This window comes from Microbacterium sp. NPDC056234 (genome assembly GCF_042267585.1).
GTDB lineage: Bacteria > Actinomycetota > Actinomycetes > Actinomycetales > Microbacteriaceae > Microbacterium.
In genome coordinates this window covers 632,038-658,560 of the sequence record NZ_JBHJTE010000002.1, presented here as the reverse complement: position 1 = coordinate 658,560, position 26,523 = coordinate 632,038, and the positions used below count along the sequence as shown (strand labels likewise).

The following is a 26,523-nucleotide window of genomic DNA, read 5'->3' as shown; positions in this document are numbered from 1 at the left end:
CATCGTCACGGAGAGTTGCACAGCGCCGGGCGCGCGAGTGGTTTTCAGCATAGCGGGGTTGTTTCTCTCACAACGCGTGTCTTACGGAGTGAGGTAACAATCGTGTGACCGGTCACGGTCTGCGGGCGGAACACGCGTTGAATCGGCGTGGCGGCACGCGTGGCGTAGACTGGATCCGGTATGGCGCTTTCGCGCGGAGGAGGGGATCGAGATCTCGACGCAGACGCAGTCGGTCGCACCTAAGCACTCGCTCGGACGCACGGTGAAGGCGTACATCGCTCTCACCAAGCCCCGTGTCCTCGAGCTTCTGCTGGTGTCCACCGTCCCGGTGATGTTCCTTGCAGAAGGCGGGCTTCCCGACCTCTGGCTCGTGCTGGCGACCGTGATCGGCGGCGCGATGAGTGCGGGTTCCGCAGCCGCATTCAACATGTATCTGGACCGCGACATCGACGCGCACATGCACCGGACCGAGAACCGGCCGCTCGTCACCGGCGAGGTCACGCCCCGCGGCGCGCTCATCTTCTCGTGGACGCTGGCCGTCGTCTCGACGGTCTGGCTGTGGCAGACGACCAACTGGCTCGCAGCGACGCTGTCGGCGGTGGCCATCTTCTTCTACGTCGTGATCTACACGATGATCCTCAAGCGCCGCACCGAGCAGAACATCGTCTGGGGCGGGATCGCCGGCTGCTTCCCGGTGCTCATCGGCTGGTCCGCCGTGACCGGCTCGCTGGACTGGCCGGCGTTCATCCTGTTCGTCCTCGTGTTCCTCTGGACACCGCCGCACTACTGGCCGCTGTCGATGAAGTACAAGGACGACTACGAGGACGTCGATGTGCCGATGCTGGGAGTGACGCGTCACGCGTCGCAGGTCGGCCTGCAGGTCATCCTCTACGCGTGGGCGACGATCGCCTGTTCGCTGCTGCTGATCCCGGTCGCCGACATGGGGCTGGTCTACTCGGTGTCCGCGGTCGTGTTCGGCGGCTGGTTCATCTACGAGTCGCACCGCCTCTACAACCGCGCGGTGCGGGGGACCGAGCCGCGCCCGATGCGAGTGTTCCACGCATCGATCACCTACCTCACTCTGATCTTCGTCGCCGTCGCGATCGACCCTCTGCTGCCGTTCTGACGTCGCCGCATACGCAGAAGCGCCCGCACCGGATGTATTCGGGTGCGGGCGCTCTGCGGTGCTCAGCGGGTGGCCGCAGCCGGTTCTGCGGCATCCGATGCGAGGGCAGGCTCCGCCGTGGTCGTGGAGTCGATGTCCGGCTCGACGGCACTCGGCGCCTCGGCGCTGTTCCCGTCGATGGTCTCGACGACCTCGACGCCGGGCCGCGCGATCAGCGTCTTGGCCGCGGCGAGGGCGAGGGCGAGGAACAGCCCGATGATCCCGCCTGCGACCAGCGCACCGCCGAAGACGACCCACGCCTGACCGGCGTAGACCTCGACTCCCGTGGCCGTGCCGTCCAGGAGCGTTGTCGTCATCACCCCGATCTGTTCCGTCGTGATCCAGGCGCCGAGCCCGAGCGCGGCGAGGGAGAGGACCAGTAGAAGCCAGTACGGGATGCTGCGGATGAGTGCGGTGTTCTTCATGCCGGCCACTCTGCGCGACGCGGTGATGAGCGAGGTATGCGCTCGCTATGAGTGAGGTGTGCGCGACACCCCGCCGCCGGCCTCAGTCGGCGTCGGCAGGCTGTGTGAGGGTGAGCACGACGACCGTGTAGGCGGCGGCCGACAGGGACGCGAGCACCATGTGGATGCCGACGAGGATCTCAGGCAATCCGTCTCTGGCCTGCCAGATGCCGACGGCGATCTGGACGAGGATCGCACCGGTCAGCACGAGCAGCCATCGACGCACCGGCAGCGTGAGCAGCCACGCCGCGATGGTCAGCACCGCGACGAGCGCGGCCAGGATGTACCCCGGCCAGGAGTGCACGTGCGCGAGGATCGTCGCGTCGAAGCCGGTGCGAACGATGTTCGCGTCCCCGGAGTGCGGTCCTGAGCCGGTCGTGAGGACGCCGAAGAGGATCGTCGCCGCCAGCGCAAGGCCGGTCGCGTGCGTGAGGACGGCGAACCACCGCGGCACGGCGCGCTCGCGCGGACCGGGCGCGGCGTACAGCCGGACCAGGTAGGCGGCCGTGACGCACACCAGAAGGAGCGACGAGACGTAGTGGAAGCCGACCACGAAGGCGTTCAGGTCGGTGACGACGGCGAGCCCGCCGACCACGGCCTGCGCCATGACGCCCGCGAGCACGACCCACGCGAGGGCCGACAGATCACGACGCCGTGTCGTGCGGCGCAGCGAATCCACCATCGCGATCACCACGGCGATGAGCAGTGCGCCCGAGAAGAACCCGAAGGCGGGCAATCCGAACGGCGCCGTCACGGCGTACGCGATGACGGCGGCGGCGATGCCGCCGAGGGCGAACCACACCGCGCGCTTGACCAGCGCAGCGCCGCCGATCGCTGCGAGGGTGAGCAGCAGAACGGCCAGTGCGAGGAGCCCCACCACACCGGTCATCGTCCGGTTGCCGAACTCGATGATGCCGTGGATGCCCTGCTCGGGCAGCGGGACGAGGGACTCCGGCGTGCACAGCGGCCATTCCGAGCAGCCGAGACCGGAACCGGTGAGACGCACGGCACCACCGGTGCCGATGATGATGACCTCGGCGAGGAAGGAGAGCCAGGCGAGGACGCGCAGCGGCGTGCCGATCACGATCCGGGTGTCGACGGATGGCGTGGCGGAACTCGTGCGCATAAGGCCTCCGGCTCCCGCTGTGTTACCCGAGCGCGGCCCGGATGACAGGGGGAACCTGTAGAATCGGATTGTTGCGATGCGCGCACACAGCGCGAGATGCATCACCAACAGTTTAGGCGCGATGAACGCGTCGTGATGAGGGCTCCACAGCGGCATCCAACCCCCGGTCACTCGACGGGGCTACGGCATGCCGGAGCGGATGACACCGCCAGGGCCCTACGAGGAGAGTGTGACATGTCGGATGTGCTGATCGATCGCCCGGAGCTGGATGGCCTGGGGGTGTACGAGTTCGGATGGCACGATGAGGATGCCGCCGGAGCCATCGCCAAACGCGGCATCTCCGAAGAGGTGGTCCGTGGGATCTCGGCGCTCAAGAACGAACCCGAATGGATGCTGAAGACCCGTCTCAAGGGGTACCAGCTCTTCGGACGCAAGCCGATGCCGACCTGGGGTGCTGACCTCAGCGAGATCGACTTCGACAACATCAAGTACTTCGTCCGATCCACCGAGAAGCAGGCGCAGACCTGGGAAGACCTTCCGGCTGAGATCCGCGAGACGTACGAGCGCCTCGGTATTCCCGAGGCGGAACGCCAGCGGCTCGTCGCCGGTGTGGCGGCGCAGTACGAGTCCGAGGTCGTCTACCACCAGATCCGCGAGGACCTGGAGGAGCAGGGCGTCATCTTCATGGACACGGACACGGCCCTTCGTGAGCACCCCGAATTCTTCGAGGAGTACTTCGGCACCGTGATCCCGGCCGGCGACAACAAGTTCGCCGCCCTCAACACCGCCGTGTGGTCGGGTGGTTCGTTCGTCTACGTCCCGAAGGGCGTCCACGTCGAGATCCCGCTGCAGGCGTACTTCCGCATCAACACCGAGAACATGGGACAGTTCGAGCGGACGCTGATCATCGCGGACGAGGACAGCTACGTCCACTACATCGAAGGCTGCACCGCCCCGATCTACAAGTCCGACTCGCTGCACTCGGCCGTCGTCGAGATCATCGTGAAGAAGAACGCCCGTGTGCGCTACACGACGATCCAGAACTGGTCGAACAACGTCTACAACCTCGTCACCAAGCGTGCCGTCGCCCATGAGGGCGCGACCATGGAGTGGGTCGACGGCAACATCGGCTCCAAGGTGACGATGAAGTACCCGTCCATCTACCTGATGGGCGAGCACGCCAAGGGCGAGACGCTCTCGGTCGCCTTCGCCGGCCCCGGCCAGCACCAGGATGCCGGCGCGAAGATGATCCACATGGCACCGTACACGCAGTCCTCGATCGTCTCCAAGTCGATCGCCCGCGGCGGTGGACGCGCCGGTTACCGCGGCGAGGTGCGTGTCGACGCGAACGCGCATCACTCCGCCAACACGGTCCGTTGCGATGCATTGCTGGTCGACACGAAGTCCCGCTCCGACACGTACCCCGCCATCGACATCCGCGTGGACGACGTGCAGCTCGGTCACGAGGCCACGGTCTCGAAGGTCAGCGAGGAGCAGCTGTTCTACCTGCAGTCCCGCGGCATGCCGGAGGACGAGGCGATGGCGATGATCGTGCGCGGCTTCATCGAGCCGATCGCACGCGAGCTGCCGATGGAATACGCGATGGAACTCAACAAGCTCATCGAAATGGGCATGGAAGGATCGGTCGGCTGAATGGCGGCCCAGGCGACAGCGCCCGCTGAGGCGCAGGATACGAACGCGCACATCGACCCCGCCGCTCAGGTCGCGGACGCCGGATTCGTCCCCGTCCAGACCCGCTCGGAGCGCCCGCGGTCCTTCGAACCGGACGACTTCGGCGTCCCCAGCGGCCGCGAGGTCAACTGGAAGCACACGCCGACCGCGCGGGTGAAGCCGCTGTTCGCGGTCGCCGCGCAGAACGACGGCGTCACCTACGAGACGCTCAGCGGCGCCGAATACATCTCGGCTCCGCTGGCTGCAGGCACCGCGCCGCGCGGAGAGTTCTTCGTGCCGGAGGACCTTGTCGCCGCCGTCGCGTGGCAGGGGTCGTCCGAGGGGCTCCACGTGCGGATTCCGCGCGAGACCGAGGTCTCCGAACCGGTGGTCATCTCGATCGCCGGTCAGGGCGCCGAGCGTCGTGCCGACGCGCACATCGTGATCGAGGCGCTGGAGCACAGCGCGGCGACCGTGGTGCTGCGTCACTCGGGCTCGGCCCAGTACGCGCAGAACGTCGAGATCATCGCTCGTGCCGGTTCCCGCCTGTCGGTCATCAGTGTGCAGCAGTGGGAGGACGACGCGGTGCACGCGGCATCCCACCAGGCTCGAGTGGACGCCGATGCACAGCTCAAGCACTTCGTCGTCACCTTCGGCGGCGGAGTCGTGCGGGTGAACCCGAACCTCGAGTTGAGCGGCAACGGCTCCGAGGGCCGGATGTACGGCCTCTCCTACGCGGACGCCGGGCAGCACTTCGAGAGCCAGGTGTACCTGCACCACAAGGGCGCTCACACCGTCGGCGACGTGCTCTACAAGGGGGCTCTGCAGGGTGAGAGCGCACACAGCGTGTGGATCGGCGACGTGCTCATCGGACCGGACGCCACGGCGACGGACTCGTACGAGGCCAACCGCAACCTGGTGCTCACCGAGGGCGCGCGCGCCGACTCGATCCCGAACCTCGAGATCCAGACCGGCGATATCCTCGGCGCGGGCCACGCCAGCGCAACAGGTCGTTTCGACGACGAGCAGCTGTTCTACCTGCAGGCTCGAGGAATCACAGAGGAAGAGGCACGGCGTCTCGTCGTGCTCGGCTTCCTCAGCGACATCGTCCAGCGTCTCGGCATTCCCGCCCTCGAGGCGGAGCTGCTGGTGGCCGTCGAGGTGGAGCTCGCGGCGGTGAACGCATGAGCGCCGAACGCGTCTGCAGCGTCGGTGACCTCGAGGTCGATGCGCCCCTGCGCGTCGACCCGAGCGGCGTGCCGATCACGGTGATCAAGGACTCCGAGGGCGTCATCCACGCCATCGGAGACACCTGCACCCATGGAGACATCTCCCTCTCCGAGGGCTTCGTCGAAGGTGACACGGTCGAGTGCTGGGCCCACGGCTCCGCATTCTCGCTGCTCACCGGCAAGCCCCAGAACCTCCCCGCTTTCGAGCCCGTCCCGGTCTACGTCGTCCAGATCGACGGCGACGACGTGCTCATCGACCCGACTGTCATTAAGGAAGTCTGAAATGTCTGTTCTCGAGATCCGCGACCTGCACGTGACGGTCGAGACCGATGCCGGGACCACCCCGATCCTCAACGGAATCACTCTCACCATGAACACCGGTGAGACCCACGCCATCATGGGGCCGAACGGCTCGGGCAAGTCCACGCTGGCCTACACGATCGCCGGTCACCCCAAGTACACCGTGACCTCCGGCTCGATCACGTTCGACGGCGAGGACGTCCTGGCCATGAGCGTCGATGAGCGCGCCCGTGCCGGTCTGTTCCTCGCGATGCAGTACCCGGTCGAGATCCCCGGCGTCACGGTGACGAACTTCCTGCGCACGGCGAAGACGGCCCTGGACGGCGAAGCGCCGTCGATCCGCTCCTGGACCAAGGACGTCAAGGCCGCGATGGGAAACCTGCGCATGGACCCCAAGTTCGCGCAGCGCAACGTCAACGAGGGCTTCTCCGGCGGCGAGAAGAAGCGTCACGAGATCCTGCAGCTCGAGGTGCTCAAGCCGAAGTTCGCCGTGCTGGACGAGACCGACTCGGGTCTCGACGTGGACGCACTGAAGATCGTCTCCGAGGGCGTCAACCGCGCCAAGGAGTCCACCGGTCTCGGTGTGCTGCTGATCACGCACTACACGCGCATCCTCCGCTACATCCGGCCCGACTACGTGCACGTCGTCGTCGCAGGCAAGATCGTCGAAGAGGGCGGCCCTGAGCTGGCCGACCGTCTCGAGGACGAGGGCTACGACCGCTTCCTCGACCCCGCCGCTCCCATCGAGGCGTAGGCTGAGGGCATGACCGCGACGCTTGCACCAGAGAAGTACGACGAGGTCACCGAGGCTCTCAAGGACGTCATGGACCCCGAGCTCGGGATCAACGTCGTCGACCTCGGCCTGATCTACGATCTGGCCTGGGATGACGAGAACGATGCTCTCGTGATCCACATGACCCTCACCAGCGCCGGCTGCCCGCTGACGGATGTTCTCGAAGAGCAGACCGCACAGGCGCTGGACGACGTCGTCGAACGGTTCCGCATCAACTGGGTGTGGATGCCGCCGTGGGGTCCGGAGAAGATCACGGACGACGGGCGCGACATGATGCGCGCGCTCGGCTTCGCCATCTGAGATGAGCGTCACCGCGCTCTCGCTGGAACAGCTGCGTGAGCGCTCCAGCGAGAAGTGGCGCGAGTACCCCGGCGACGTCCTCCCGCTGTTCGTGGCGGAGACCGACTTCCCGCTGGCGCCTGAGATCACGCACGCTCTCGAGCGGGCGGTGGCCATCGGCGACACGGGCTACATCGCCTCGCGCACACCGCTGCCCGAGGCCTACGCCGGGTTCGCCTCTCGACGTTTCGGCTGGCACGCCGATCCGGCGCGCATGCGCCCGACGGCGGACGTCAGCATGGGGATCGTCGAGATCCTCCGACGCGTGACCTCGCCCGGCGATCGCGTCATCGTGAACCCACCCGTGTACCCGCCGTTCTACGAGCTCGTGGCCGAAGCGGGCGCCGTCGTCGAGCGTGTTCCCCTGCGCGACACCGGCTCGGCCTGGGAGCTCGATCTCGACGGCATCCGTCTGGCGCTGGATGCCGGGGCGCGCGCGATCCTGCTGTGCAACCCGCACAACCCCACCGGAACCGTGCACAGCGCGGCGTCGCTCGCCGCGTTGGCGGACCTGGCGGTGGAGTACGACGCCGCGGTGGTCTCGGATGAGATCCACGCGCCGCTCGCGCAGCCGGGCACGGGATGCACACCGTTCCTGGCTGTGTCGGATGCGGCGCGCGAGGTCGGATACGCGGTGGTCAGCGCGAGCAAGGCGTTCAACCTCGCCGGGCTCAAGTGCGCGCTGATGGTCACGGCATCCGACCCGACGACGCGCGTGGTCCGCTCGCTGCCGGTCGAGGTGGAGTGGCGGACCGGGCAGTTCGGCCTGCTCGCCGCGGTGGCCGCGTTCTCTCCCGCCAGCGACCCCTGGCTCGACGACCTCCTGGTGACTCTCGACCAGAACCGGCGGTTGCTCGCCGATCTGCTCGCCGAGCATCTGCCGCAGGCGCGCTTTCGCATCCCGGGTGCCGGATACCTGGCGTGGATCGATCTGAGCGACCTCGGCTGGGGCGACAACCCCTCGCGGCGGATTCTGCGCGAGGCCAAGGTCGCGCTGCACTTCGGGCCGGCTTTCGGTGCCGAGGGGGCGGGGCATGCGCGACTGAACTTCGGCACGAGCCCGGAGATCCTCACGGAGGCGATCGAGCGCATCGCGACGCTGACATGAGCGGAGCGGATGTGGCCGGCGACCTGAAGGCGTCCATCTGGGACCGCCAGCGACGCTGGGTGACGCTGGGCGCCGTCGCCCTCATCTTCCTGGGCGCTATCGAGGCACTGGCGGTCACCACCGTCATGCCGGTCGTCAGCGCGGCTCTCGACGGTGAATCGCTGTACGCCGTCGCGTTCGCCGGCACTCTGGCGACCAGCGTGATCGGGATGGTCGCCAGCGGTGCAGCCTCCGACGCGAAGGGCCCGCGCGGCGCGCTCTACGTCTCCGTCGCGCTGTTCCTCGTGGGGCTCATCGTCTCGGGCGCCGCGGTGACGATGCATCAGTTCCTGATCGGTCGGCTCATCCAGGGCCTCGGTGCCGGTGGGCAGACCGTCGCGCTGTACGTCGTGGTCGCGCGACTGTATCCCGCACACCTGCACGGACGGGTGTTCGCGGCGTTCGCCGCTGCGTGGGTCGTCCCCTCCATGATCGGGCCGTTCCTGGCCGGTGCGATCGCGGACTTTCTGGACTGGCGTTGGGCCTTCCTCGGGGTCGCGGTGCTCACTGCGGGTGCCTTCGCGATGATCGCGATCCGGCTGCGCGGCGTGGACCTCGGCGGGGGTGAGTCGTTCCGAACCGGCGTCGTGGCCGTCCGTCTGACGCTGGCGGTCGTGGTCGCCGTCGCAGCCGTCGTCGTCGCATTCTCCGCGGATGCGGTGCCGTCGATCGGATGGCCGGTCGCGATGGTCGCGGTGGTCGTGATCGGCTTCGCGATCCGCCCGCTCGTGCCGCGGGGGACGCTGCGTGCGACCCGCGGTCTGCCGAGCGTCGTGCTGATGCGCGGCGTCGTCGCCGGCGCCTTCTTCGCCGCAGAGGCGTACATTCCGTACCTGCTCATGGAGCGGTTCGACTTCTCGGCGACACTTGCGGGCGTCGCGCTGACCTTCGCGGCATTCGCCTGGGCCGGTGCCTCGGCACTGCAGGGGCGTTACGGCGAGCGCCTGGGCAACAGCAGGATCACCGCCATCAGCCTCGGGCTCATCCTCATCGCGCTCATCGCCGTCCTCGCGACCGCCGTTCTGGGACTCTCGCCGTTGATCGTGGTGATCGGATGGGCGTTCGGCGGCGGAGGGATGGGTCTGCTGTATCCGCGGTTGACCGTTCTGACGCTGGCGTACTCGGACGCGGGGAACCAGGGCTTCAATTCATCGGCGCTCTCGATCTCCGACTCGGGCGGTTCCGCCGTCGCCATCGCTCTCGCCGGGCTCGGCGTGGCGACGCTGGGGGGCGGCGCCGGTGCGTTCTGGTTCGACTTCGTGTTCGCGACAGCTCTCGTGGTGCTCAGCGCGATCCCCGGCTTCCGTCTCGGCCACGGCGCGGAGCAGCCGTGACGCGACCGGAGGTCCGCGGCGCCGTGGTAGACGGGCAGACCCGCTGTGTCCACTACCGCAGTGCGCTCGACATCGTCGCGATCCGCTTCGCGTGCTGCGACGAATGGTACCCGTGCCTGCGGTGCCACGACGAGGTCTCCGAGCACGGCATCCGCCCTTGGCCGGTCGAGGCGCGAGACGAGCAGGCGGTGCTGTGCGGCGTCTGCGGGTCGACGCTCTCGATCGGTGCGTACCTCGTGGCGCAGGCGTGTCCGCGCTGCGCCGCACCGTTCAACCCCGGATGCGCGCTGCATCACTCGGTGTACTTCGAGCTGTGACTCCTGCGCGTGCCATCCGCAGCGCGAACAGGATGAGCAGCACGGCGGCCAGCGCGGTCGCGGGGGTCGTCCCGACCACGAGCAGAAGGACGATCGCGATCAGTCCGCTCGTCGTCGCGACGGTCAGACGTCTGGCCGAGCCGGCCGCCGGCGTGCGTCGCGATTCGAGTCGGGCGAGGGGGACGGCGAGCAGCGCGGTGAGGGCCAGGACGGTCGCGAGCCAGAGCGGGCGCGTCAGCCACCACGCGAAGCCGCTCGGCTCCGGGAGTGCAGACTGCGCGGTGACCGCGAACAGCGCAGCGCCGCCGGCCATCGCCAGCAGAACGGGCATGTGCCAGAGGTATACGGTCATGGCGCGCTTGTTCACGAATCCCTGCAGCGCCGCGAGACGCGGTCGCCGGCTCCATGCCGACAGTCGGTCACGGGACAACGACAGCAGCATCGTGTGCGCGACCCCCACGAGCAGGAGTGCGGTCGTCGGAGGGTTGATGTTCGCGATGAGGTCGGGGGAGTGGATGCCCGCTGTCATGGTGCCGCCCAGGACGGCGACGGCGCCGACCGCCGTCAGAATGCGGGTGCGCCGCCCGAGCGCATCGATCCTGCCGTCTGCGAGGAAGAATCCGAGCTGCTGCAGCGTCAGCCAGACGAACGCCAGGTTCAGGAAGCCGAGCCCCTCGACACCCGTCGAAAGTCGCAGGGCGTCCACGGCGATCGAGACGAGCACCAGAGCGCCGATGGCACGCAGCGGGAACCGCTCGTGGGCGGCGGCCAGCGCCGGAAGGAGCGCCTGGCACAGCAGGAAGACCCCGAGGAACCAGAGCGGCTGAGCGTAGCGGTATCCGGCGATGTGAAGCAGATCCGCGGGGACACCGGCGATCGCCAGGGCGGCGAGGGCGCTGCCGACGACGGCGATCACCACCAGTGCGGGCACCAGCAGCCGTTGCAGCCGCCCCGCGACGAACGAGGCGGCGGTGCCGCCCTGCACGCGTGCTCGACGGTAGGCGGTCCACCCGGCAAAGCCGCCAATCACGAAGAAGAGCGGCATGACCTGAAGCACCCAGCTCAGCGGCGTGATCCACCACGAATCGTCGGACGCGTTCGCGAACACGGGTCCGGCATCGGTGACGGTCACCCCGACCATCAGAGCGTGCAGGATGACGACCGCGATCACGCACGCGGCGCGGACGAGATCGATTCCGGTGTCCCGCACGGCGGCGGGCGATGGCGATGATGCGGCAGCGACGCGCTGCGCGACGGTGGTCACAGGAGGCCTCCTCTGGTCTGTCCCAGGAGGCTATGGAGCGGGTGCGCTGCGCCACATCACCCCACGGTGTCGCCGAAGGCGATACCCCGGTGTGAGAGCGCCTCAGGCCGGTTCGACCAGGCCGGCGTCGTAGGCGAAGATGACGGCCTGCACGCGGTCGCGGGCGCCGATCTTCGCGAGCACCTTGCCGACATGCGTCTTGACGGTCTGCTCGGCGATGAACAGCTCGCGGCCGATCTCGCCGTTCGATCGGCCCTGGCCGATGAGCACGAGCACTTCGCGTTCGCGCTCGGTGAGCTCGGTGAGCCGGAGCGTCGCATTGGAGGCGCGCGGCTTCTGCGCCGCGAACTGCGCGATCATCCGCCGGGTCACGCTCGGCGCCAGCAGGGCGTCGCCGGCGGCGACCACCCTGACCGCCTGGACGAGTTCCTCCGGCAGGGCGTCCTTGAGCAGGAATCCGCTCGCGCCGGCCTGGAGCGCGTCGTACACGTAGTCATCGATGTCGAACGTGGTGAGCATGATGATCCGCGGCGCTTTGGCCGCGGGGTAGGACGTTCCCAGGATCCGGCGGGTGGCCTGGATGCCGTCGAGCTCCGGCATCCGCACATCCATCAGGATGACGTCGGGATCGAGCCTGGCCGACAGAGTGACCGCCTCAGCGCCGTTCGCCGCCTGCCCGGTGACCCGAATGCCGTCGTGCGCATCCAGGAGCGCGGCGAAACCCGCGCGCACCATGGCCTGATCATCCGCGATGAGAACCTCGATCGTCACACGGTGCCTTTCTGCGGGGAAGCGGACGGATGCCGAGGCAGCGTCGCCGCAACCGTCCATCCGCCCTGGGCATCGGGCCCGGCTTCCACGCTACCGCCGAGCAGAGCGGCGCGTTCCGTCATCCCTCGGAGGCCATGACCACCCGGTGCGGGCGCTGCTGCCACGGGGGCGTTGCGGACGACGATGGTCACGGACTGCTCGTCCGTCGTGGCCACCACTGTGATCGCCGTCCCCGGCGCGTGGCGGACGGCGTTGCTGAGCGACTCCTGCGTGATCCGGTAGGCGGCGATCTGGGTCGCGGCGGCGATGTCGCCCGAGATCGCCATCGACAGGCCGACCTCCGCCCCGGCGCGGCGCGTCGTCTCCACGAGTCCGGGGATGTCGTCGACACCGCGCTGGGGAGCGAGATCGGCGGTGTGGTCCTCAGTGCGCAGGATGCCGAGGATCCGCCGCATCTCGACGAGGGCGCCCCGCGCGGTGCCGGCGATGTCGTCGAACTCCGCCACTGCTTCGGGCGCGAGATCCGGTACGCGGTATCGGGCCGTCGAGGCCTGCACCTGGATCAGGGACATGCTGTGGGCGACGACGTCGTGCAGTTCCCTGGCGATGCGGGTGCGTTCCTCGACGAGTTCGCGCTTCGCCTGCTCCTGGGCGGTGAGGGCTCGCTCGCGGGTGAGCTCGTTCCCGACGCGCAGCCGGCCGGTGATGAGCACTGCGAGCAGATAGATCCCGCCCACCACGGACGTGGTCACGATGAGAGAGTTCCCGCTCGTGAAGCCGGGGAGCATGAGGGCCGCGGTCAGGCCGGCGGCCGTGCCGGATGCGAACATCACCAGCCCGGTGCGCCATCCGTGCTGGAACGTGGGTACCACCACAGCGACGACGAACGCCAGCAGCATCGGCACGGACCACGGCCACGGCAGCGCCAGTGAGACGTCTCGAGGCACCATGAGCGCGAGCAGCAGCGTCGAGCCGGTGAACAGGATGATCGCGAGGTTCGGATGCCGCGTCGACACCAGGGGAGCGGCGACGAGCGGAGCGGCGAGCAGCATCGTGAAGGCCACCGGGCTGCCGTAGTCGGCGGCGTGCACCGGGACGAGGACGGCGTACAGCGTGACCGCGATCGCGGCCAGCACGACAGTCGTCACGGTCATGCGATCGCGCATCCAGGCGGGAAGGCGGGCGAGGCGCTTCTCGCGCTTGCGGGCTCGGTGCTCCTTATTGGCCTGGACCTTGGCGGCCTTGGTCCGAGCCCTGTCCTGGGCGCTGGCGGAGGCCCGCTGCGCACGCTGCGCGCGGCGCTGCTCTCGGTCATCCGCCTTGGACGGTCGACCCTGCGGTTCCGCCGCCCGTTTCGCCGTCATGGGAGTCATCCTCCCACCTCGCAGAGGGCGTCCTCGGCAACAGCGGCGACAGCGGGCGCCGCTGTTGTCGTCGCGGCGAGTCTGTCGGCGCGACGCCGACGGCGGTATGCCGCGATCCGGTCGATCACGAATCCGATGATCAGGGCGAACATGACGCCGAACACCGCGCTCAGCAACGGCTGATCCTTGAGCCAGTGCCCGGCCAGCAACCCGATACCTGCGCTGTAGGCCGCCCAGCTGAGTCCACCGAGTGCGCTCAGCGGCAGGAAGCGGCGCCACGGATAGTGCAGCGCACCAGCGGTCATGTTCACGGCGACGCGACCGACAGGGATGTAGCGGGCGCCGAGGATGAGCCCAGCGCCATTCGTCGTCAGCGTGCGCCCGGCCCGGTCGAAGGCCGCGGCCACCCGCGGGCGTCGCATCCAGCGGAAGCGCTGGGTGCCCATCCCGCGCCCGATCGCGTAGGCGATGTTGTCGCCGATCATCGCCCCGAGAGCCGCGACGGCACCCAGCAGCAGGATGTTGGCACCTCCGCCGGCCGCCGCGGCCGCCGCGGCCGCCACGAGGACGGTCTCGCTGGGAATCGGCGGGAAGAAGCCGTCGATGATCGCCACGGCGAACATGACCAGCAGCAGCCAGGGGGATGCTGCAGCGGCGAGGATGAGTTCGTTGACGACGTCCATGTCACCGACGGTACGAAACCGCCGCGGGTCGGCACATCACTCCCTGGTATCGACCGCGTCATACCTCAGAGTGGTCTTCCGGTCGCTTCGCCGCCGCGTCGATGCCGTGCAGGAACAGCATCACGCCGTCGTCGAACACCGAGGAGACATCGCCGGTGGTGTCATCGCCGACGAGGTGCGTGGCGCCGAGGCTCTCGGCATGAAGGCGCTGCTGGACGAGCAGCGCATGTCCGATGACGAACTGCAGCAGCGTCGTCGCGGCCACGTCGGCACCGATCGAAGCGCGCCGTTGCAGGACGGATCGCAGACGCGCCTGGGTGCGGTCGACGCCGAAGCCGAGCGCGTAGGAGCTCAGCACGACCTCCGCCCCGTCCCGGTAGGCGAGCAGGGCATCCCGGATGCTGCGGGCCGCGCTGAGGACATCGGCATCCGTCGCGATCTCATCGTGCTCCTCGAGCGGGATGCGCGACAGGATGCGCTCGGCGATGGCGCCGAGCAGCTGCTGCTTGCTGTCGAAGTGCCAGTACAGGGCGCTGGGCTGGATGCCGAGCTCCGTGGCGAGGCGACGCATGCTGAGGTCGGGAAGGCCGACGTCATCGAGCAGGCGCAGCGCGGTGGTGGTCACGCTGTCGCGGTCGTGACGCCCCGAGCGGTCTGAGTTGCGTTCGGCCATCATGCTCTCACTATACTGAACGCCGTTCAGGTGAACAGTGTTCAGGTAGCGGGAAACCGAGGAGAGATATGACTGACAACCGAGGCGACGCCGGTCGCGATCTGGCCCGCATCGCGATCTTCGCGGCGCTCATCATCGCGCTGGGCATGGTCACTGTGCCGCTGCCGACGGGCGTTCCGATCACCGGCCAGACACTGGGGGTGATGCTCGCGGGCACCGTCCTCGGTCCGAGGCGGGGGCCTCTCGCCGTGCTGCTGGTGCTGGTGCTGGCCGCCGTCGGGCTCCCCGTGCTCGCTGGCGGGCATGGCGGAATCGCCGTGTTCGTCGGCCCCACCGCCGGCTATCTCATCGGATGGATCGCCGGCGCTTTCATGACGGGCCTCATCGCACACGGCGGGCGCATCTCGTGGTGGCGGACCGGCACCGCGACCGTGGTCGGCGGCATCGGGGTCGTGTACCTGTTCGGGATCCCGGTGCAGGCGGCCGTGACGGGCCTGGGGCTCGGCCCCACGGCGCTGTCCAGCCTGATCTTCCTCCCCGGTGACCTGCTGAAGGCGGTCGCGGCGACCGTGCTCACCCTCGCTCTGCGACGGGCCTATCCGCCGGCGTTCGGCGTGCGTGCTCGTGTCCGTGCGGCCTGAGACGCGACTGTCCGGCATCGAAGCGCGGTCGGTCGGCGTCGCGCTGGACGGCCGAACAGTGCTGACCGATGTCGAGGTCGACCTGACCGCCGCGCGGATCGCCGTCATCGGCCGAAACGGATCGGGCAAGTCCACCTTCGCTCGGCTGCTGAACGGCCTGATCGCACCGACGGTGGGGCAGGTGCGCGTGCTCGGACTCGACACCGTCCAGGATCGTGCGGCGCTGCGCCGGCGAGTCGGCTTCGTCTTCACGAACCCTGACGCGCAGATCCTCATGCCGACGCCCGCCGAGGATCTCGCCCTCTCGCTGCGCGGTCGCGACCGGCGAGAGATCGAGCAGCGGGTCGCGCAGACGCTCGCCGCGCACGGACTCGCCGGTCACGCGGATGTCCCGGCCTCCGCTCTGTCCGGCGGACAGAAGCAGATGCTGGCGCTCGCATCCGTGCTCATCACCGAACCCGACCTCATCGTCGCTGACGAGCCGACCACGCTCCTGGATCTGCACAACGCCCGACGCATCGGTGACCTGCTGCTGAGCCAGAACGCGCAGGTCGTGCTCGTGACTCATGACCTGGACCTCGCGGCGCGGTGCGACACGGCGGTGCTGTTCGAGGAGGGGCGGATCGCGGATGTCGGTGAGCCGACTGAGCTCATCCGGACCTACCGCCGGGTGAGCGCGTGAGGACGCTGTACCGCCCCGGGGCCAGCGTCGTGCATCGTCTGCCGGCCGGCGCGAAGCTCGCCGCACTGGCGGTCCTCGCACTCTTGCTCGCGCTGTACCCCCATGATGCGGTGAGCATCGCCCTCGCGTTCGGCGGCGTCGCAGGGCTCTATGGGGCGGCACGAATGTCCGTACGAGTGTTCGCGGCGCAGCTGTGGCAATTGCGCTGGATCGTGCTGGTGCTCGGCGGAATGGTCGTCGTGTTCGCCTCACCGCACGTGGCGCTGATCAATACCGGGCGTGTCGTCGTGCTCGTGCTGCTGGCGGGGCTGCTCACCCTGACGACCACGATGGGCGGCCTCCTCGATGTCCTGCATCGGATGCTGCGACCCGCGCGGCGTTTCGGCGTCGACGCAGATGCGGTGGCCATGACCGTGTCGCTGACGATCACCATGATCCCGGTCGTCGCCGGGTTCGCGGCGCGTGTGCGCGAGGCGCAGCAGGCGAGGAGCGTGCGCCTCGGCATCCGCTCGGCCGTTGCGCTGTTCGTCCTGGCGCTGCGCCATGCCGACGACGTCGGAGACGCCCTCGCGGCTCGGGGCCTGGTGTGATCGGGGTCGGGGGAGTGCACAGCAAGCCGGATCTATACTGGGAGGCTGGCCCCTTGGCCGCATCCACCCCCTGACGAAACGGACGTCCGCTGTGCTTGCCGTGCACGAACTCGAGATCCGCGTTGGCGCGCGCCTGCTGATGGAGAACGTCTCGTTCCGCGTTTCCGACGGCGACAAGATCGGTCTGGTCGGGCGCAACGGCGCCGGCAAGACCACGCTGACCAAGGTCCTCGCCGGCGATGTGCTGCCCTCGGGCGGCAGCGTGACCCGCTCGGGCGAGCTTGGCTACCTGCCGCAGGACCCGCGATCCGGTGACCCGGAGATGCTCGCGCGCACCCGAATCCTGGATGCCCGCGGTCTCGGCACGCTCGCGCTCGGCATGGCGGAGGCGACCGTCGCCATGGGCTCGGACGATCCAGCCGTCGCGGACAAGGCGATGAAGCGCTACGCCAGGCTGACAGAGCAGTTCGAAGGTCAGGGCGGATACGCGGCCGAGGCCGAGGCCGCGTCCATCGCGAACAATCTCTCGCTGCCGGACCGCATTCTCGACCAGCCGCTCAAGACGCTGTCCGGCGGTCAGCGCCGTCGCATCGAGCTCGCGCGCATCCTGTTCTCGGATGCGGACACCATGATCCTCGATGAGCCGACCAACCACCTGGACGCCGACAGCGTCGTGTGGTTGCGTGAGTTCCTCAAGGGCTACAAGGGCGGGCTGATCGTGATCAGCCACGATGTCGAACTCGTCGGCGAGACGGTGAACCGGGTGTTCTACCTCGATGCCAACCGCCAGATCATCGACGCCTACAACATGAACTGGAAGAACTACCTCCGTCAACGCGCCGCTGACGAGGAGCGTCGCAAGAAGGAGCGCGCCAACGCCGAGAAGAAGGCGACGACGCTGCAGCAGCAGGCGGCCCGCTTCGGGGCGAAGGCGTCGAAGGCTGCAGCCGCGCACCAGATGGTCGCACGGGCCGAGAAGCTGCTCGCGGGTCTGGAAGACGTTCGCCAGGTCGACCGGGTCGCGAAGCTGCGCTTCCCCAAGCCGGCTCCGTGCGGAAAGACGCCGCTGATGGCATCCGGGCTGTCCAAGTCGTACGGATCCCTGGAGATCTTCACGGACGTCGACCTCGCGATCGACCGCGGATCGAAGGTCGTGGTGCTGGGACTCAACGGCGCGGGAAAGACCACGCTGCTTCGGATGCTCGCCGGCGTGGACGAGCCGGACACCGGCCAGCTCGAGCCGGGTCACGGACTGAAGGTCGGATACTACGCGCAGGAGCACGAGAACCTGGACGTCTCGCGCTCCGTGCTCGAGAACATGGTTTCGGCCGCTCCGCACATCACCGAGACCGAGGCCCGCAGGGTGCTGGGATCCTTCCTGTTCACCGGCGACGACGTGCTCAAGCCCGCCGGTGTCCTGTCGGGCGGCGAGAAGACCCGTCTGTCGCTCGCCACACTCGTCGTGTCGTCGGCGAACCTGCTGCTGCTCGACGAGCCCACGAACAACCTCGACCCCGCGTCGCGCGAGGAGATCCTCGACGCGCTCGCGCACTACGAGGGCGCAGTCGTGCTCGTCTCGCACGACCCTGGTGCGGTGATGTCGCTGAACCCGGAGCGCGTGCTGATCCTTCCGGACGGCGTGGAGGATATCTGGAATCAGGAGTACCAGGAGCTCATCGAGCTCGCTTGAGCTCGTGTCCATGGGATGAGCGACGTCGCGATCGAAGCCGTCTGCTGGGACTGGAACGGCACACTGCTCGACGATGCCGAGATCTGCCACAGCACCATGAACGAGGTGCTCGTGCGGCGGGGCCGCGCACCGATCGCGACCTTGAAGGACTATCGCGCGCGGTTCCGCTTCCCCATCCGCGCGTTCTACGCCTCGGTCGGCATCGAAGCCGACGAGTTCGCGGAGGCCGCCGATGAGTATCTCGGTCTCCTGCCGCAGCGGATGGCCTCGGCGCGCTTGCACCTCGATGCCCGCTCCACCGTGGAGGGCATCGCGGGCCGGGGCATTCGTCAGGTGCTCGCTTCGGCGACGTTGCCCGATGCGCTGGCGGACCAGATGCGTCCGCACGGGCTCGCCGGTCAGTTCGAGGACGTCCTCGGCATCGGCGATGTCTACGCGGCATCCAAGGATGCCGTGATCGCCCGGTGGGTGCGCAACGTCGCCATCCCGCCCGGCCGGATCCTTCTCATCGGCGACACCAATCATGACCAGGAGATCGCCGCGCGCCTCGGCGCGCGTTTCGTGCATTTCACCGGCGGTCACCAGCGACTCGACGGCACCGCGCAGATCACGGCCCTGCAGGAGCTGCTCGAGCTGATCTGACCGTTGGAAAGATCCCTGCGGTCGGAGAGAATGAGCCCCTCACGTCCGACAGACGGGATCTCTCCGACGGACGTGGCGACTCGCACTCAGTGCGCGGCGTCGAGCAGCTCGTCCTCGGCGTCCGCGTCCTTGTCGCGCCGGCGCGGCTGCTTGGGCGCAGTCGGGCGACCCTCGACCTCTTCGCGGTGCTTGGTGATCTCGGTGCGGATGATGTAGGCGATGAAGATGAAACCCATGATCGCGAACAGGATCCACTGGATCGCATACGACAGATTCATCCCGGGGTCGGCCGTCGGCCTGTCGAAGCCGCCGAGCGGGTCGGATGCCGGCGATTCGCTCACCAACTGGCCGTATGCCGTCGTGATCGTGCCGTCTTCGGCGAGCCGGTCGCCGATGGTCGGGACGTGGATCGTGGGCACCTGACCCTCCGGAGCGCCCCGCCCTGACGCGGGCAGTGGCTCGGTGGGCCGCAGTCGTACGACGATCTCGACCTCGCCGGATGGCGGCGCGGGAACAGCATCGGGGGCCTCGCCCTCGCCGGGCGGCACCCATCCGCGATCGACGATGAGGATGCGTCCGTCACTGTCGCGGAAGGGGACGAGAACCTCGAACGCGCTCGTGCCGCCGTGAGGCCGATTGCGCACCAGGACCTGCTGATCTGCGAGATACTCGCCGTCGAGCGCGACGGGGCGCCACTCGTCCTGCGCGTCGAGCGCCTCATCCGTCCCGATCAGGTCGTCGAGCGGGACCGGATCGGCATCGTAGTTGCGCTCGATGAGCTCCAACTCCGCGGTTCGGCTCTCGCTGCGGTCGAACTGCCACTGCGACAGGAAGGCGCACGCGACCGCGAAGCCGATCGCGACGACGACGTAGATGCTCCAGCGCACGAACCGGCTCACTGCGGGATCCCCGTCCGCACCGTCACGGGAAAATCGCGGGCGCGCAGGTAGTCGCTCAAGAACCCGACGTGCTCGTCGCAGGCGAGCCAGACCTTCTCACGATCGGCCGCGTGGATTCGCGGGTTGCGCCACACGACCTGATGCGTCGCGATGCTGCGGCACCCGGCGCGGGAGCATTCCAGATCGGTCACGACTCGCTGTTCCGGCCGTGCTCGGTGATGCGGATGACGGTCGGCTGGACCGGCTCGGCGTCCGGGACGGTCGCCTGAGCGTCCAGCGCCTGCCGCGGTGACTCGGCGCGTGTGACCGTGCTGTCGCTCCCGGCGTTCGCGCCGACGACGGCGATATACGGGAGCACCGCCGCGGCTATCGCGAACACCCAGGTGTACCAGCCGTACGGAGTGACGAAAAGCGTCAGTGCGAAGCACACCATCCTGATGCTCATCGAGATCAGATACCGGCGCGTGCGCGAGTCAGCCTCGACCTTCGGCGCTTGCGGAAGCGAGGTGACGGATGCTGCGTCACGGGTGCGTTTCACGATGCATCAAGCCTACGCCGAGTGGGCGTGCATCGGTGCCGTGAGGCGCACCAGGTGCCCGGTCCGGGCGCAGGCGATCACATGAAGAAGAACGGAAGGAAGCTGAGCGATCCGAAGAACAGCAACGAGAAGACGAGGACGACGATCATGATGAGCAGGAACGCGAGTCCGGCGTATCCCAGCACGAGCCCCGTGATCCCCAGACCCTTGCCGCCCAACGATGGATCGCGCTTGATCTGACTGAGGCTCATGTGCCCGGTGATCACCGCGACGACCGATGCGATCAGGGGGACGAGAAACGCGGCGAGCACGAGACCGGCGATGCCGCAGATGAGTGACGTGATCGCCAGCCCGCTGTTCGGGCGAGGGGCGTAGACGGGCGCGCCATAGCCCGGCGCGGCGTATCCGGGCGTCGTGTGGCCGGGTGCCGCGTAGCCGTTCGCGGGGTACCCGTGCGCCGGGTACCCCGGCGCGGGATGTCCGGATGCCGGCGTGACAGCGGTCCCCGGCGCGGGCTGACCATAGGGCGCCGGTGTCGCGCCGGGGTGAGGCTGCGCCTGCGGCGGTGTTCCGGGTGCGGGCGGCGGCGTGGGGGTGCTGTTGTCGCTCACTGTGTGCCTTTCGTCAGGGACAGGCTCGCAGTCGGATCTGCCGGTGTCAAACGCCCCGATAGGATGGCCAACGCCCGAGATCGAACGAGCTGGAGTGCTGACACATGAGCGAAGGACGCGTCGTCCTGGTCACCGGAGGAAACCGCGGCATCGGACGCGCCATCGCCGAACGCTTCGTGCGCGACGGCTATCGCGTGGCGGTGACGGCGCGCAGCGGGGAGGGTCCCGAGGGGACACTCACGGTCCGCGCTGACGTCACGGATGCGGCGGCCGTCGATGCGGCCTTCACCGAGGTGGAGAACACCCTCGGACCGGTGGAGATCGTCGTGGCGAATGCCGGCATCACCAAGGACACGCTCTTGCTGCGCATGACGGAGGACGACTTCGACAGCGTGGTCTCGACGAACCTCGGCGGCTCGTTCCGCGTCGTCAAGCGGGCGTCGAAGGGCATGCTCCGTGCCCGCTTCGGCCGCGTGATCCTCATCTCCAGCGTCGTAGGCCTCTACGGCTCCGCCGGACAGATCAACTACGCGGCATCCAAGAGCGCTCTGGTCGGTTTCGCCCGGTCACTGACCCGCGAACTCGGCGGACGGGGGATCACGGCGAATGTCGTCGCCCCCGGCTTCATCGAGACCGATATGACGGCCGAGCTCCCCGAGGAAACCCAGAAGCAGTACAAGGCGAACATCCCTGCCGGCCGTTTCGCGACGGCGGATGAGGTCGCCGGCGTGGTCACGTGGATCGCAGGCGATGACGCCGCCTATATCTCCGGCGCGGTCATCCCCGTGGACGGCGGACTGGGTATGGGGCACTGATCCGGCTCGGCCGGATTCAGGACTGCTCTGCCACGGCATCCAGAATCAACTGCGTCAGCCGGTCGGGCACGCTGAACTGCGGCCAGTGACCGGATCCGATCCGGACCACGGTGACGTCATCGATCGCCCGGAACTCGTCGGCGAACGGCGGCCATTCCTCGAGCAGCGACTCGACCGCGCGCTGATCCATGCCGCCCATCAGCATCGTCACGGGAACGCGGTGCCGCTCGCCGCTGAGGGCGATCGGATCGGTGGGCACACGTGCCGGAACGCTGCTGGTCGTCGGAGCTGTTCGCGCGCGGACCTCCGGAGTCAGGTCGGCCACATCCTCGTCGGGGAAGAAGTCCCAACCGGGGAACGGGACGACTCCGTCGAGGACCTCGAACTCCGAGATCCCGAAGCCCGGCGCGGGCGGCGCGCTGTCGACGAACACGACACGGGCCACGCGATCCGGCCTCGCATCCGCCGCGCCCCACACGACGTTGCCGCCGCCGGAATGTCCGACGAGCACGACGGGGCCCGTGAGCTCATCGATGCGCTCGACGACGGCATCGACCCAGTCGGCGATGCCGATGTCGCCGGATTCGCCGGCCGGCTCGCCGAGTCCCGGCATGTTCAGCGCATGCACGCGATGTCCGGCGGAGGTGAGAGCGGGCGACACGTCGTCCCACGATGACGCGTCCAACCAGAGACCCGGTACCAGGATGATGTCCATGCCACGACCGTACGCGGGGCCTCGGACATCCGCTACGGCAGCAGCGGGATGACTTCGCGCAGATCGACCGGTGCGATCACCAGGTGCGCCTGTTCGCGCACGGCGGGCTTCGCGTTGAAAGCCAGGCCGAGTCCGGCGACGGACATCATCCGCAGGTCGTTCGCGCCATCGCCGATCGCGATCGTCGCACGATCGCGCACTCCCAGCTCCGCGGCCCACTCCTGCAGAGACGCAGCCTTCGCCGCGGCATCCACGATCCGACCGTCTACCCGGCCGGTCAGGGCGTCGCCGTCCACCTCGAGCCTGTTCGCGCGCCACCGGTCGACGCCCAGAGCCGGTGCGATGTGGTCGAGGATCTCATGGAAGCCACCGGACACGACGCCGACGACGCCGCCGCGTTCGTGCACGGCGGCCGTCAGCTCCCGCACACCCGGCGTCGGTTCGATCCGAGCGCGCACACGTGCGAACGCGGACGTCGGCACGCCCGCGAGAGCCTGCACGCGCGAGCGGAGGCTCTGCGCGAATTCGACCTCACCCCGCATGGCGGCTTCGGTGGCGGCCTCGACCTCGGCGCGTCGTCCTGCCTCGTCGGCGAGGAGTTCGATCACCTCGTTGCGGATGAGCGTGGAATCGGCATCGAGGACGACGAGGAAGCGCGCGGAACTCACGCGTGAAAGCCTAGGGCACGGCAGAGGTCGGATCCTTCGCCGGAGCCGGCTGTCACCGGTCGATCCGGATGCCCTTGCCTACCACAGTGATCCCCGATTCGGTGACGGTGAACCCGCGAGCGAGATCGCGTTCTCTGTCGACGCCGACCGTGGCACCGTCGTCGAGGATCACGTTCTTGTCCAGCACCGCGCGATGGATGCGCGCGCCCTGTCCGACGTGGACGTGATCGAACAGCACCGAGTCCGTGATGGTCGAACCGCCTCCGGCGAGCGTGCCGGGGCCGACGACGCTGCGTTCGAGATGCGTACCGGAGAGCACCGACCCCAGGGACACGATGGAGTCGATCGTATTGCCGATCCTGCCGACCGCATCGCGGACGAACTTCGCGGGGGGAGCGTTCACACTCTGCGTGCGGATCGGCCACAGGGTGTTGTACAGGTTGAACACGGGCAGCGTGGAGATCAGGTCCATGTGCGCGTCGAAGAAGGAATCGATCGTCCCGACATCCCGCCAGTACGCGCGGTCGCGCGGCGATGAGCCGGGAACGTCGTTCTGCTTCATGTCGTAGTAGCCCGCCTCGCCGCGCTCCACGAAGTAGGGGACGATGTCGCCGCCCATGTCGTGCCCGGAGGTGGGCAGCTCGCCGTCCGCCTCGACGGCCGCGATGAGGGCGTCGGTGTCGAAGATGTAGTTGCCCATCGACGCGAGCACCTCGTGCGGCGAGTCGGCGAGCCCCTCGATATCGGTGGGCTTCTCCAAGAATGCGCGGATGCGCCCAGAGCCGTCCGGGTCCGCATCGATCACGCCGAACTGGTTGGCCAGCGCGAGCGGCTGGCGGATCCCGGCGACGGTCGCCTTCGCGCCCGACGCGATGTGCGCCTTGACCATCTGTCGGAAGTCCATCCGGTACACGTGATCGGCGCCGATGACCACGACGATGTCCGGCTTCTCATCGTTGATGAGATTCAGGCTCTGCAGGATCGCATCCGCCGACCCGGAGAACCAGCGCTTGCCCAGCCGCTGCTGCGCGGGCACCGAGGTGACGTAGGAGTCCAGCAGGGCGGACATCCGCCAGGTCTGCGAAATGTGCCGGTCGAGGCTGTGCGACTTGTACTGCGTCAGCACCACGACCTGGCGCAGTCCGGAGTTGATGAGATTCGAGATCGCGAAATCGATCAGACGGTACTGGCCGCCGAAGGGCACCGCCGGTTTCGCCCGGTCGGCTGTCAGGGGCATGAGGCGCTTGCCTTCACCGCCGGCGAGAATGATGCCGAAGACCTTCTTGGGGACCGCCATGGCTCCACCATAGATCCCGAATGCGTCGCTGTACTAGCGTTCAGACATGCGCGTTGACATGATCACGAAGGAATATCCGCCGGAGATCTACGGCGGAGCCGGTGTCCATGTCGCGGAGCTCGTCGCGGCGCTGCGTCGCTCTGTGGATGTGCAGGTGCGCGCGTTCGGTGCCGACCGCTCCGAGCCTGGCGTGACGTCGTATCGGACGCCTCTGGAACTGGGTGCAGCCAACCCCGCGATCCAGACGCTCGGCACCGACCTCGGCATGGTCGGCGACATCGCCGGAGCCGACCTGGTCCATTCGCACACCTGGTACGCCAACTTCGCCGGCCACCTCGCCTCGCAGCTGCACGGCATCCCTCATGTGCTCACGGCGCACAGCCTGGAGCCGCTTCGTCCGTGGAAGGCGGAGCAGCTCGGCGGGGGCTACGCGGTCTCCAGCGGGATCGAGCGTCTCGCCTACGAGAACGCTGCGGCCATCGTCGCGGTCAGCGCCGGTATGCGCGCCGACATACTTCGCAGCTATCCGCAGGTGGACCCGTCCAGGGTGCGCGTGATTCACAACGGCATCGACGTGGAGCAGTGGCGGCCGGTCGAGGACCCCGCGTTCCTGGCGAGCATCGGATTGGATCCCGCCCGCCCCTCCGTCGTGTTCGTCGGCCGGATCACCCGCCAGAAGGGGCTGCCCTACCTGCTGCGTGCCGTGGCGGAACTCCCGCAGGACGTGCAGATCGTGCTGTGCGCCGGCGCGCCGGATACGCCGGAGATCATGGCCGAGGTCCAGGAACGCGTCCGGCTGCTGCAGCAGACCCGTGATGGCGTGATCTGGATCGAGCGGATGCTTCCGCGCGCCGAACTCTCGGCGATCCTCACCGCGGCGACGACGTTCGTCTGCCCCTCGGTGTACGAGCCGCTGGGGATCGTGAACCTCGAGGCGATGGCGTGCGGCGCGGCCGTGGTGGGCACTGCGACGGGGGGGATCCCGGAGGTCGTCGACGACGGCGTCACGGGTCGGCTGGTCCCGATCGAGCAGGTCCAGGACGGCACGGGAACACCCGTGGACGCCGATCGATACGTTCACGATCTCGCCGCGGTCCTGGCCGAGGTCGTCGGCGATCCGGAGCGCGCGAGGAGCTTCGGCGCGGCCGGGCGAGAGCGTGCCAGAGAGGACTTCAGCTGGGCGGCGATTGCGGACACCACGCGGGAGCTCTACCGGGAGCTCGCCGACTGAGCCGATAGGCTGATCGCATGCCGAGTGCCCTGGATCTCTCTGATGTCGTCGTGCGCCGTGATGGGCGGAACATCGTCGATCATGTGACCTGGCAGGTCGCGGATGACGAGCGCTGGGCCGTGCTCGGCCCGAACGGGGCTGGCAAGACCACGCTGCTGCAACTGGCGGACACGCTCCTGCATCCCACGTCCGGAACCGTCACCGTGCTGGGCGAGACGCTCGGCAAGAGCGACCTCTTCGAGGTGCGCCCGCGCATCGGCTTCGCTTCGTCGGCGATGGCCAAGCGCATCCCGCGCGACGAGACGGTGCTCAACGCGGTGCTCACCGCTGCGTACTCGGTCATGGGTCGCTGGAACGAGCAGTACGAGAACATCGACGAGCGGCGCGCGCTGCGGGTGCTGGGGGAGTGGAAGCTCGACCACCTCGCCGATCGCCTGTTCGGTTCGCTGAGCGACGGCGAGCAGAAGCGGGTGCAGATCGCCCGTGCCGTCATGACCGACCCCGAGCTGCTCCTGCTCGATGAGCCCACCGCTTCGCTGGATCTCGGCTCGCGCGAGGAGATGCTCACCCTGCTGAGCGGTTTCGCCTCGTCGCCGACGACACCGGCGATGGTGATGGTCACCCATCACGTCGAAGAGATCCCGGTGGGCTTCACCCACGTGCTGCTCGTGCGCGACGGCGCTGCCGTGGCCCAGGGACCGATCGCTGAGACGCTCACGTCCGAGGCTCTCACCGAGACGTTCGGTCTCTCGATCGTGCTGAGCGCGGACGGCGGCCGGTACGCGGCTCGCGCCGCGTGATCTGCTAAACTCGATCCTTGGTGCATCTGCACCCACAGACTTCCCTCGTCCCTGGCACAATCCA

31 protein-coding genes are annotated in these 26,523 nt (G+C 68.3%); 17 read left to right on the top strand and 14 right to left on the bottom strand.

Going from position 1 to position 26,523, the window contains the following annotated elements; translation table 11 throughout:
- The first annotated feature begins 262 nt into the window (after positions 1-262).
- Positions 263-1,126: a heme o synthase gene (locus tag ACFCYE_RS09125; RefSeq protein ID WP_376178064.1), complete on the top strand. Its 864-nt coding sequence runs from the start codon at positions 263-265 to the stop codon at positions 1,124-1,126.
- Between the two features lie 62 nt (positions 1,127-1,188).
- Here ACFCYE_RS09125 and ACFCYE_RS09120 read toward each other — a convergent pair whose 3' ends face one another.
- Positions 1,189-1,590: a hypothetical protein gene (locus tag ACFCYE_RS09120; protein ID WP_376178062.1), complete on the bottom strand. Its 402-nt coding sequence runs from the start codon at positions 1,588-1,590 to the stop codon at positions 1,189-1,191.
- Between the two features lie 82 nt (positions 1,591-1,672).
- Positions 1,673-2,755, bottom strand: a complete 1,083-nt coding sequence (locus ACFCYE_RS09115; RefSeq protein WP_376178060.1) for a heme A synthase — start codon at positions 2,753-2,755, stop codon at positions 1,673-1,675.
- Positions 2,756-2,989: 234 nt separating this feature from the next.
- Between ACFCYE_RS09115 and sufB the strand changes: the two genes are divergently transcribed.
- Genes sufB through ACFCYE_RS09075 form a run of 8 tightly spaced genes read left to right on the top strand, consistent with a single transcriptional unit; the run spans position 2,990 to position 9,885 of the window.
- Complete coding sequence (gene sufB / locus ACFCYE_RS09110) at positions 2,990-4,408, top strand: Fe-S cluster assembly protein SufB (RefSeq protein ID WP_376178058.1); 1,419 nt, start codon at positions 2,990-2,992, stop codon at positions 4,406-4,408.
- Complete coding sequence (gene sufD, locus ACFCYE_RS09105) at positions 4,409-5,614, top strand: Fe-S cluster assembly protein SufD (RefSeq protein ID WP_376178057.1); 1,206 nt, start codon at positions 4,409-4,411, stop codon at positions 5,612-5,614.
- Entirely contained in the window at positions 5,611-5,937 is a 327-nt protein-coding gene (locus ACFCYE_RS09100; RefSeq protein WP_376178055.1) for a non-heme iron oxygenase ferredoxin subunit, read from the top strand. Before sufD ends, ACFCYE_RS09100 begins: the two co-directional genes overlap by 4 nt.
- 1 nt (position 5,938) lies before the next feature.
- Positions 5,939-6,709, top strand: a complete 771-nt coding sequence (gene sufC / locus ACFCYE_RS09095; RefSeq protein ID WP_376178053.1) for a Fe-S cluster assembly ATPase SufC — start codon at positions 5,939-5,941, stop codon at positions 6,707-6,709.
- A 9-nt stretch (positions 6,710-6,718) separates the two neighbouring features.
- Positions 6,719-7,048: a metal-sulfur cluster assembly factor gene (locus tag ACFCYE_RS09090; protein WP_376178051.1), complete on the top strand. Its 330-nt coding sequence runs from the start codon at positions 6,719-6,721 to the stop codon at positions 7,046-7,048.
- Position 7,049: 1 nt separating this feature from the next.
- Positions 7,050-8,195, top strand: a complete 1,146-nt coding sequence (locus ACFCYE_RS09085) for a MalY/PatB family protein (protein WP_376178050.1) — start codon at positions 7,050-7,052, stop codon at positions 8,193-8,195.
- Positions 8,192-9,568: an MFS transporter gene (locus ACFCYE_RS09080; protein ID WP_376178048.1), complete on the top strand. Its 1,377-nt coding sequence runs from the start codon at positions 8,192-8,194 to the stop codon at positions 9,566-9,568. Before ACFCYE_RS09085 ends, ACFCYE_RS09080 begins: the two co-directional genes overlap by 4 nt.
- Entirely contained in the window at positions 9,565-9,885 is a 321-nt protein-coding gene (locus tag ACFCYE_RS09075; protein WP_376178047.1) for a CHY zinc finger protein, read from the top strand. Before ACFCYE_RS09080 ends, ACFCYE_RS09075 begins: the two co-directional genes overlap by 4 nt.
- On the opposite strand, the gene ACFCYE_RS09070 is transcribed toward ACFCYE_RS09075, so the two are convergent.
- From ACFCYE_RS09070 to ACFCYE_RS09050, 5 genes are all read right to left on the bottom strand, one after another.
- Positions 9,839-11,149 (bottom strand): acyltransferase, encoded by a 1,311-nt coding sequence (locus tag ACFCYE_RS09070; protein ID WP_376178045.1) that lies wholly within the window; start codon positions 11,147-11,149, stop codon positions 9,839-9,841. The genes ACFCYE_RS09075 and ACFCYE_RS09070 overlap by 47 nt on opposite strands.
- Before the next feature lie 102 nt (positions 11,150-11,251).
- A complete protein-coding gene (locus ACFCYE_RS09065; RefSeq protein WP_376178043.1) occupies positions 11,252-11,920 on the bottom strand; it encodes a response regulator in 669 nt (222 codons plus the stop codon).
- Positions 11,917-13,284 (bottom strand): sensor histidine kinase, encoded by a 1,368-nt coding sequence (locus tag ACFCYE_RS09060; RefSeq protein ID WP_376178042.1) that lies wholly within the window; start codon positions 13,282-13,284, stop codon positions 11,917-11,919. Before ACFCYE_RS09060 ends, ACFCYE_RS09065 begins: the two co-directional genes overlap by 4 nt.
- Positions 13,285-13,289: 5 nt before the next feature.
- Positions 13,290-13,967, bottom strand: coding sequence for a DedA family protein (locus tag ACFCYE_RS09055; RefSeq protein ID WP_376178040.1), 678 nt, complete (start codon positions 13,965-13,967; stop codon positions 13,290-13,292).
- Positions 13,968-14,025: 58 nt separating this feature from the next.
- Complete coding sequence (locus ACFCYE_RS09050; protein WP_376178038.1) at positions 14,026-14,643, bottom strand: TetR family transcriptional regulator; 618 nt, start codon at positions 14,641-14,643, stop codon at positions 14,026-14,028.
- A 65-nt stretch (positions 14,644-14,708) separates the two neighbouring features.
- On the opposite strand from ACFCYE_RS09050, the gene ACFCYE_RS09045 reads away from it, so the two are divergent.
- The 5 genes from ACFCYE_RS09045 to ACFCYE_RS09025 all read left to right on the top strand — a co-directional run bounded on the left by ACFCYE_RS09045 (position 14,709) and on the right by ACFCYE_RS09025 (position 18,885).
- Positions 14,709-15,281 carry a biotin transporter BioY gene (locus ACFCYE_RS09045; RefSeq protein WP_376178037.1) on the top strand — a complete coding sequence of 191 codons (573 nt, stop codon included), beginning with the start codon at positions 14,709-14,711 and terminating at the stop codon, positions 15,279-15,281.
- A complete protein-coding gene (locus tag ACFCYE_RS09040; protein WP_376178036.1) occupies positions 15,265-15,963 on the top strand; it encodes an energy-coupling factor ABC transporter ATP-binding protein in 699 nt (232 codons plus the stop codon). The genes ACFCYE_RS09045 and ACFCYE_RS09040 overlap by 17 nt, the downstream gene beginning before the upstream one ends.
- Positions 15,960-16,553 (top strand): CbiQ family ECF transporter T component, encoded by a 594-nt coding sequence (locus tag ACFCYE_RS09035; protein WP_376178034.1) that lies wholly within the window; start codon positions 15,960-15,962, stop codon positions 16,551-16,553. Before ACFCYE_RS09040 ends, ACFCYE_RS09035 begins: the two co-directional genes overlap by 4 nt.
- Before the next feature lie 91 nt (positions 16,554-16,644).
- Entirely contained in the window at positions 16,645-18,243 is a 1,599-nt protein-coding gene (gene abc-f, locus ACFCYE_RS09030; protein ID WP_376178033.1) for a ribosomal protection-like ABC-F family protein, read from the top strand.
- A 15-nt stretch (positions 18,244-18,258) separates the two neighbouring features.
- On the top strand, positions 18,259-18,885 hold the full coding sequence (locus tag ACFCYE_RS09025; RefSeq protein ID WP_376178031.1) for an HAD family hydrolase: 627 nt from the start codon (positions 18,259-18,261) through the stop codon (positions 18,883-18,885).
- Between the two features lie 86 nt (positions 18,886-18,971).
- Here the strand turns inward: ACFCYE_RS09025 and ACFCYE_RS09020 are convergent, their stop codons facing one another.
- The 4 genes from ACFCYE_RS09020 to ACFCYE_RS09005 form a co-directional block, all read right to left on the bottom strand.
- Positions 18,972-19,784 carry an SURF1 family protein gene (locus ACFCYE_RS09020; RefSeq protein ID WP_376178029.1) on the bottom strand — a complete coding sequence of 271 codons (813 nt, stop codon included), beginning with the start codon at positions 19,782-19,784 and terminating at the stop codon, positions 18,972-18,974.
- Positions 19,781-19,975 (bottom strand): hypothetical protein, encoded by a 195-nt coding sequence (locus ACFCYE_RS09015; protein ID WP_376178027.1) that lies wholly within the window; start codon positions 19,973-19,975, stop codon positions 19,781-19,783. Before ACFCYE_RS09015 ends, ACFCYE_RS09020 begins: the two co-directional genes overlap by 4 nt.
- Positions 19,972-20,322, bottom strand: coding sequence for a DUF3099 domain-containing protein (locus ACFCYE_RS09010; protein WP_376178026.1), 351 nt, complete (start codon positions 20,320-20,322; stop codon positions 19,972-19,974). The genes ACFCYE_RS09015 and ACFCYE_RS09010 overlap by 4 nt, the downstream gene beginning before the upstream one ends.
- Before the next feature lie 77 nt (positions 20,323-20,399).
- Positions 20,400-20,933: a DUF4190 domain-containing protein gene (locus ACFCYE_RS09005; protein ID WP_376178025.1), complete on the bottom strand. Its 534-nt coding sequence runs from the start codon at positions 20,931-20,933 to the stop codon at positions 20,400-20,402.
- A gap of 104 nt (positions 20,934-21,037) precedes the next feature.
- On the opposite strand from ACFCYE_RS09005, the gene fabG reads away from it, so the two are divergent.
- Complete coding sequence (gene fabG, locus ACFCYE_RS09000; RefSeq protein ID WP_376178024.1) at positions 21,038-21,748, top strand: 3-oxoacyl-ACP reductase FabG; 711 nt, start codon at positions 21,038-21,040, stop codon at positions 21,746-21,748.
- Between the two features lie 16 nt (positions 21,749-21,764).
- Here fabG and ACFCYE_RS08995 read toward each other — a convergent pair whose 3' ends face one another.
- Genes ACFCYE_RS08995 through ACFCYE_RS08985 form a run of 3 tightly spaced genes read right to left on the bottom strand, consistent with a single transcriptional unit; the run spans position 21,765 to position 24,428 of the window.
- Complete coding sequence (locus tag ACFCYE_RS08995; RefSeq protein WP_376178023.1) at positions 21,765-22,463, bottom strand: alpha/beta fold hydrolase; 699 nt, start codon at positions 22,461-22,463, stop codon at positions 21,765-21,767.
- Between the two features lie 32 nt (positions 22,464-22,495).
- Positions 22,496-23,131 (bottom strand): phosphoserine phosphatase SerB, encoded by a 636-nt coding sequence (gene serB / locus ACFCYE_RS08990; RefSeq protein WP_376178021.1) that lies wholly within the window; start codon positions 23,129-23,131, stop codon positions 22,496-22,498.
- A 52-nt stretch (positions 23,132-23,183) separates the two neighbouring features.
- The gene (locus ACFCYE_RS08985; RefSeq protein WP_376178019.1) at positions 23,184-24,428 is read right to left on the bottom strand and encodes a glucose-1-phosphate adenylyltransferase; all 1,245 of its coding nucleotides are present in this window, start codon (positions 24,426-24,428) and stop codon (positions 23,184-23,186) included.
- 46 nt (positions 24,429-24,474) lie between these two features.
- Here ACFCYE_RS08985 and glgA point away from each other — a divergent pair, with 46 nt between their 5' ends.
- Positions 24,475-25,659: a glycogen synthase gene (gene glgA / locus ACFCYE_RS08980; RefSeq protein WP_376178017.1), complete on the top strand. Its 1,185-nt coding sequence runs from the start codon at positions 24,475-24,477 to the stop codon at positions 25,657-25,659.
- A 17-nt stretch (positions 25,660-25,676) separates the two neighbouring features.
- Entirely contained in the window at positions 25,677-26,459 is a 783-nt protein-coding gene (locus tag ACFCYE_RS08975; RefSeq protein ID WP_376178016.1) for an ABC transporter ATP-binding protein, read from the top strand.
- Positions 26,460-26,523 lie beyond the last annotated feature (64 nt).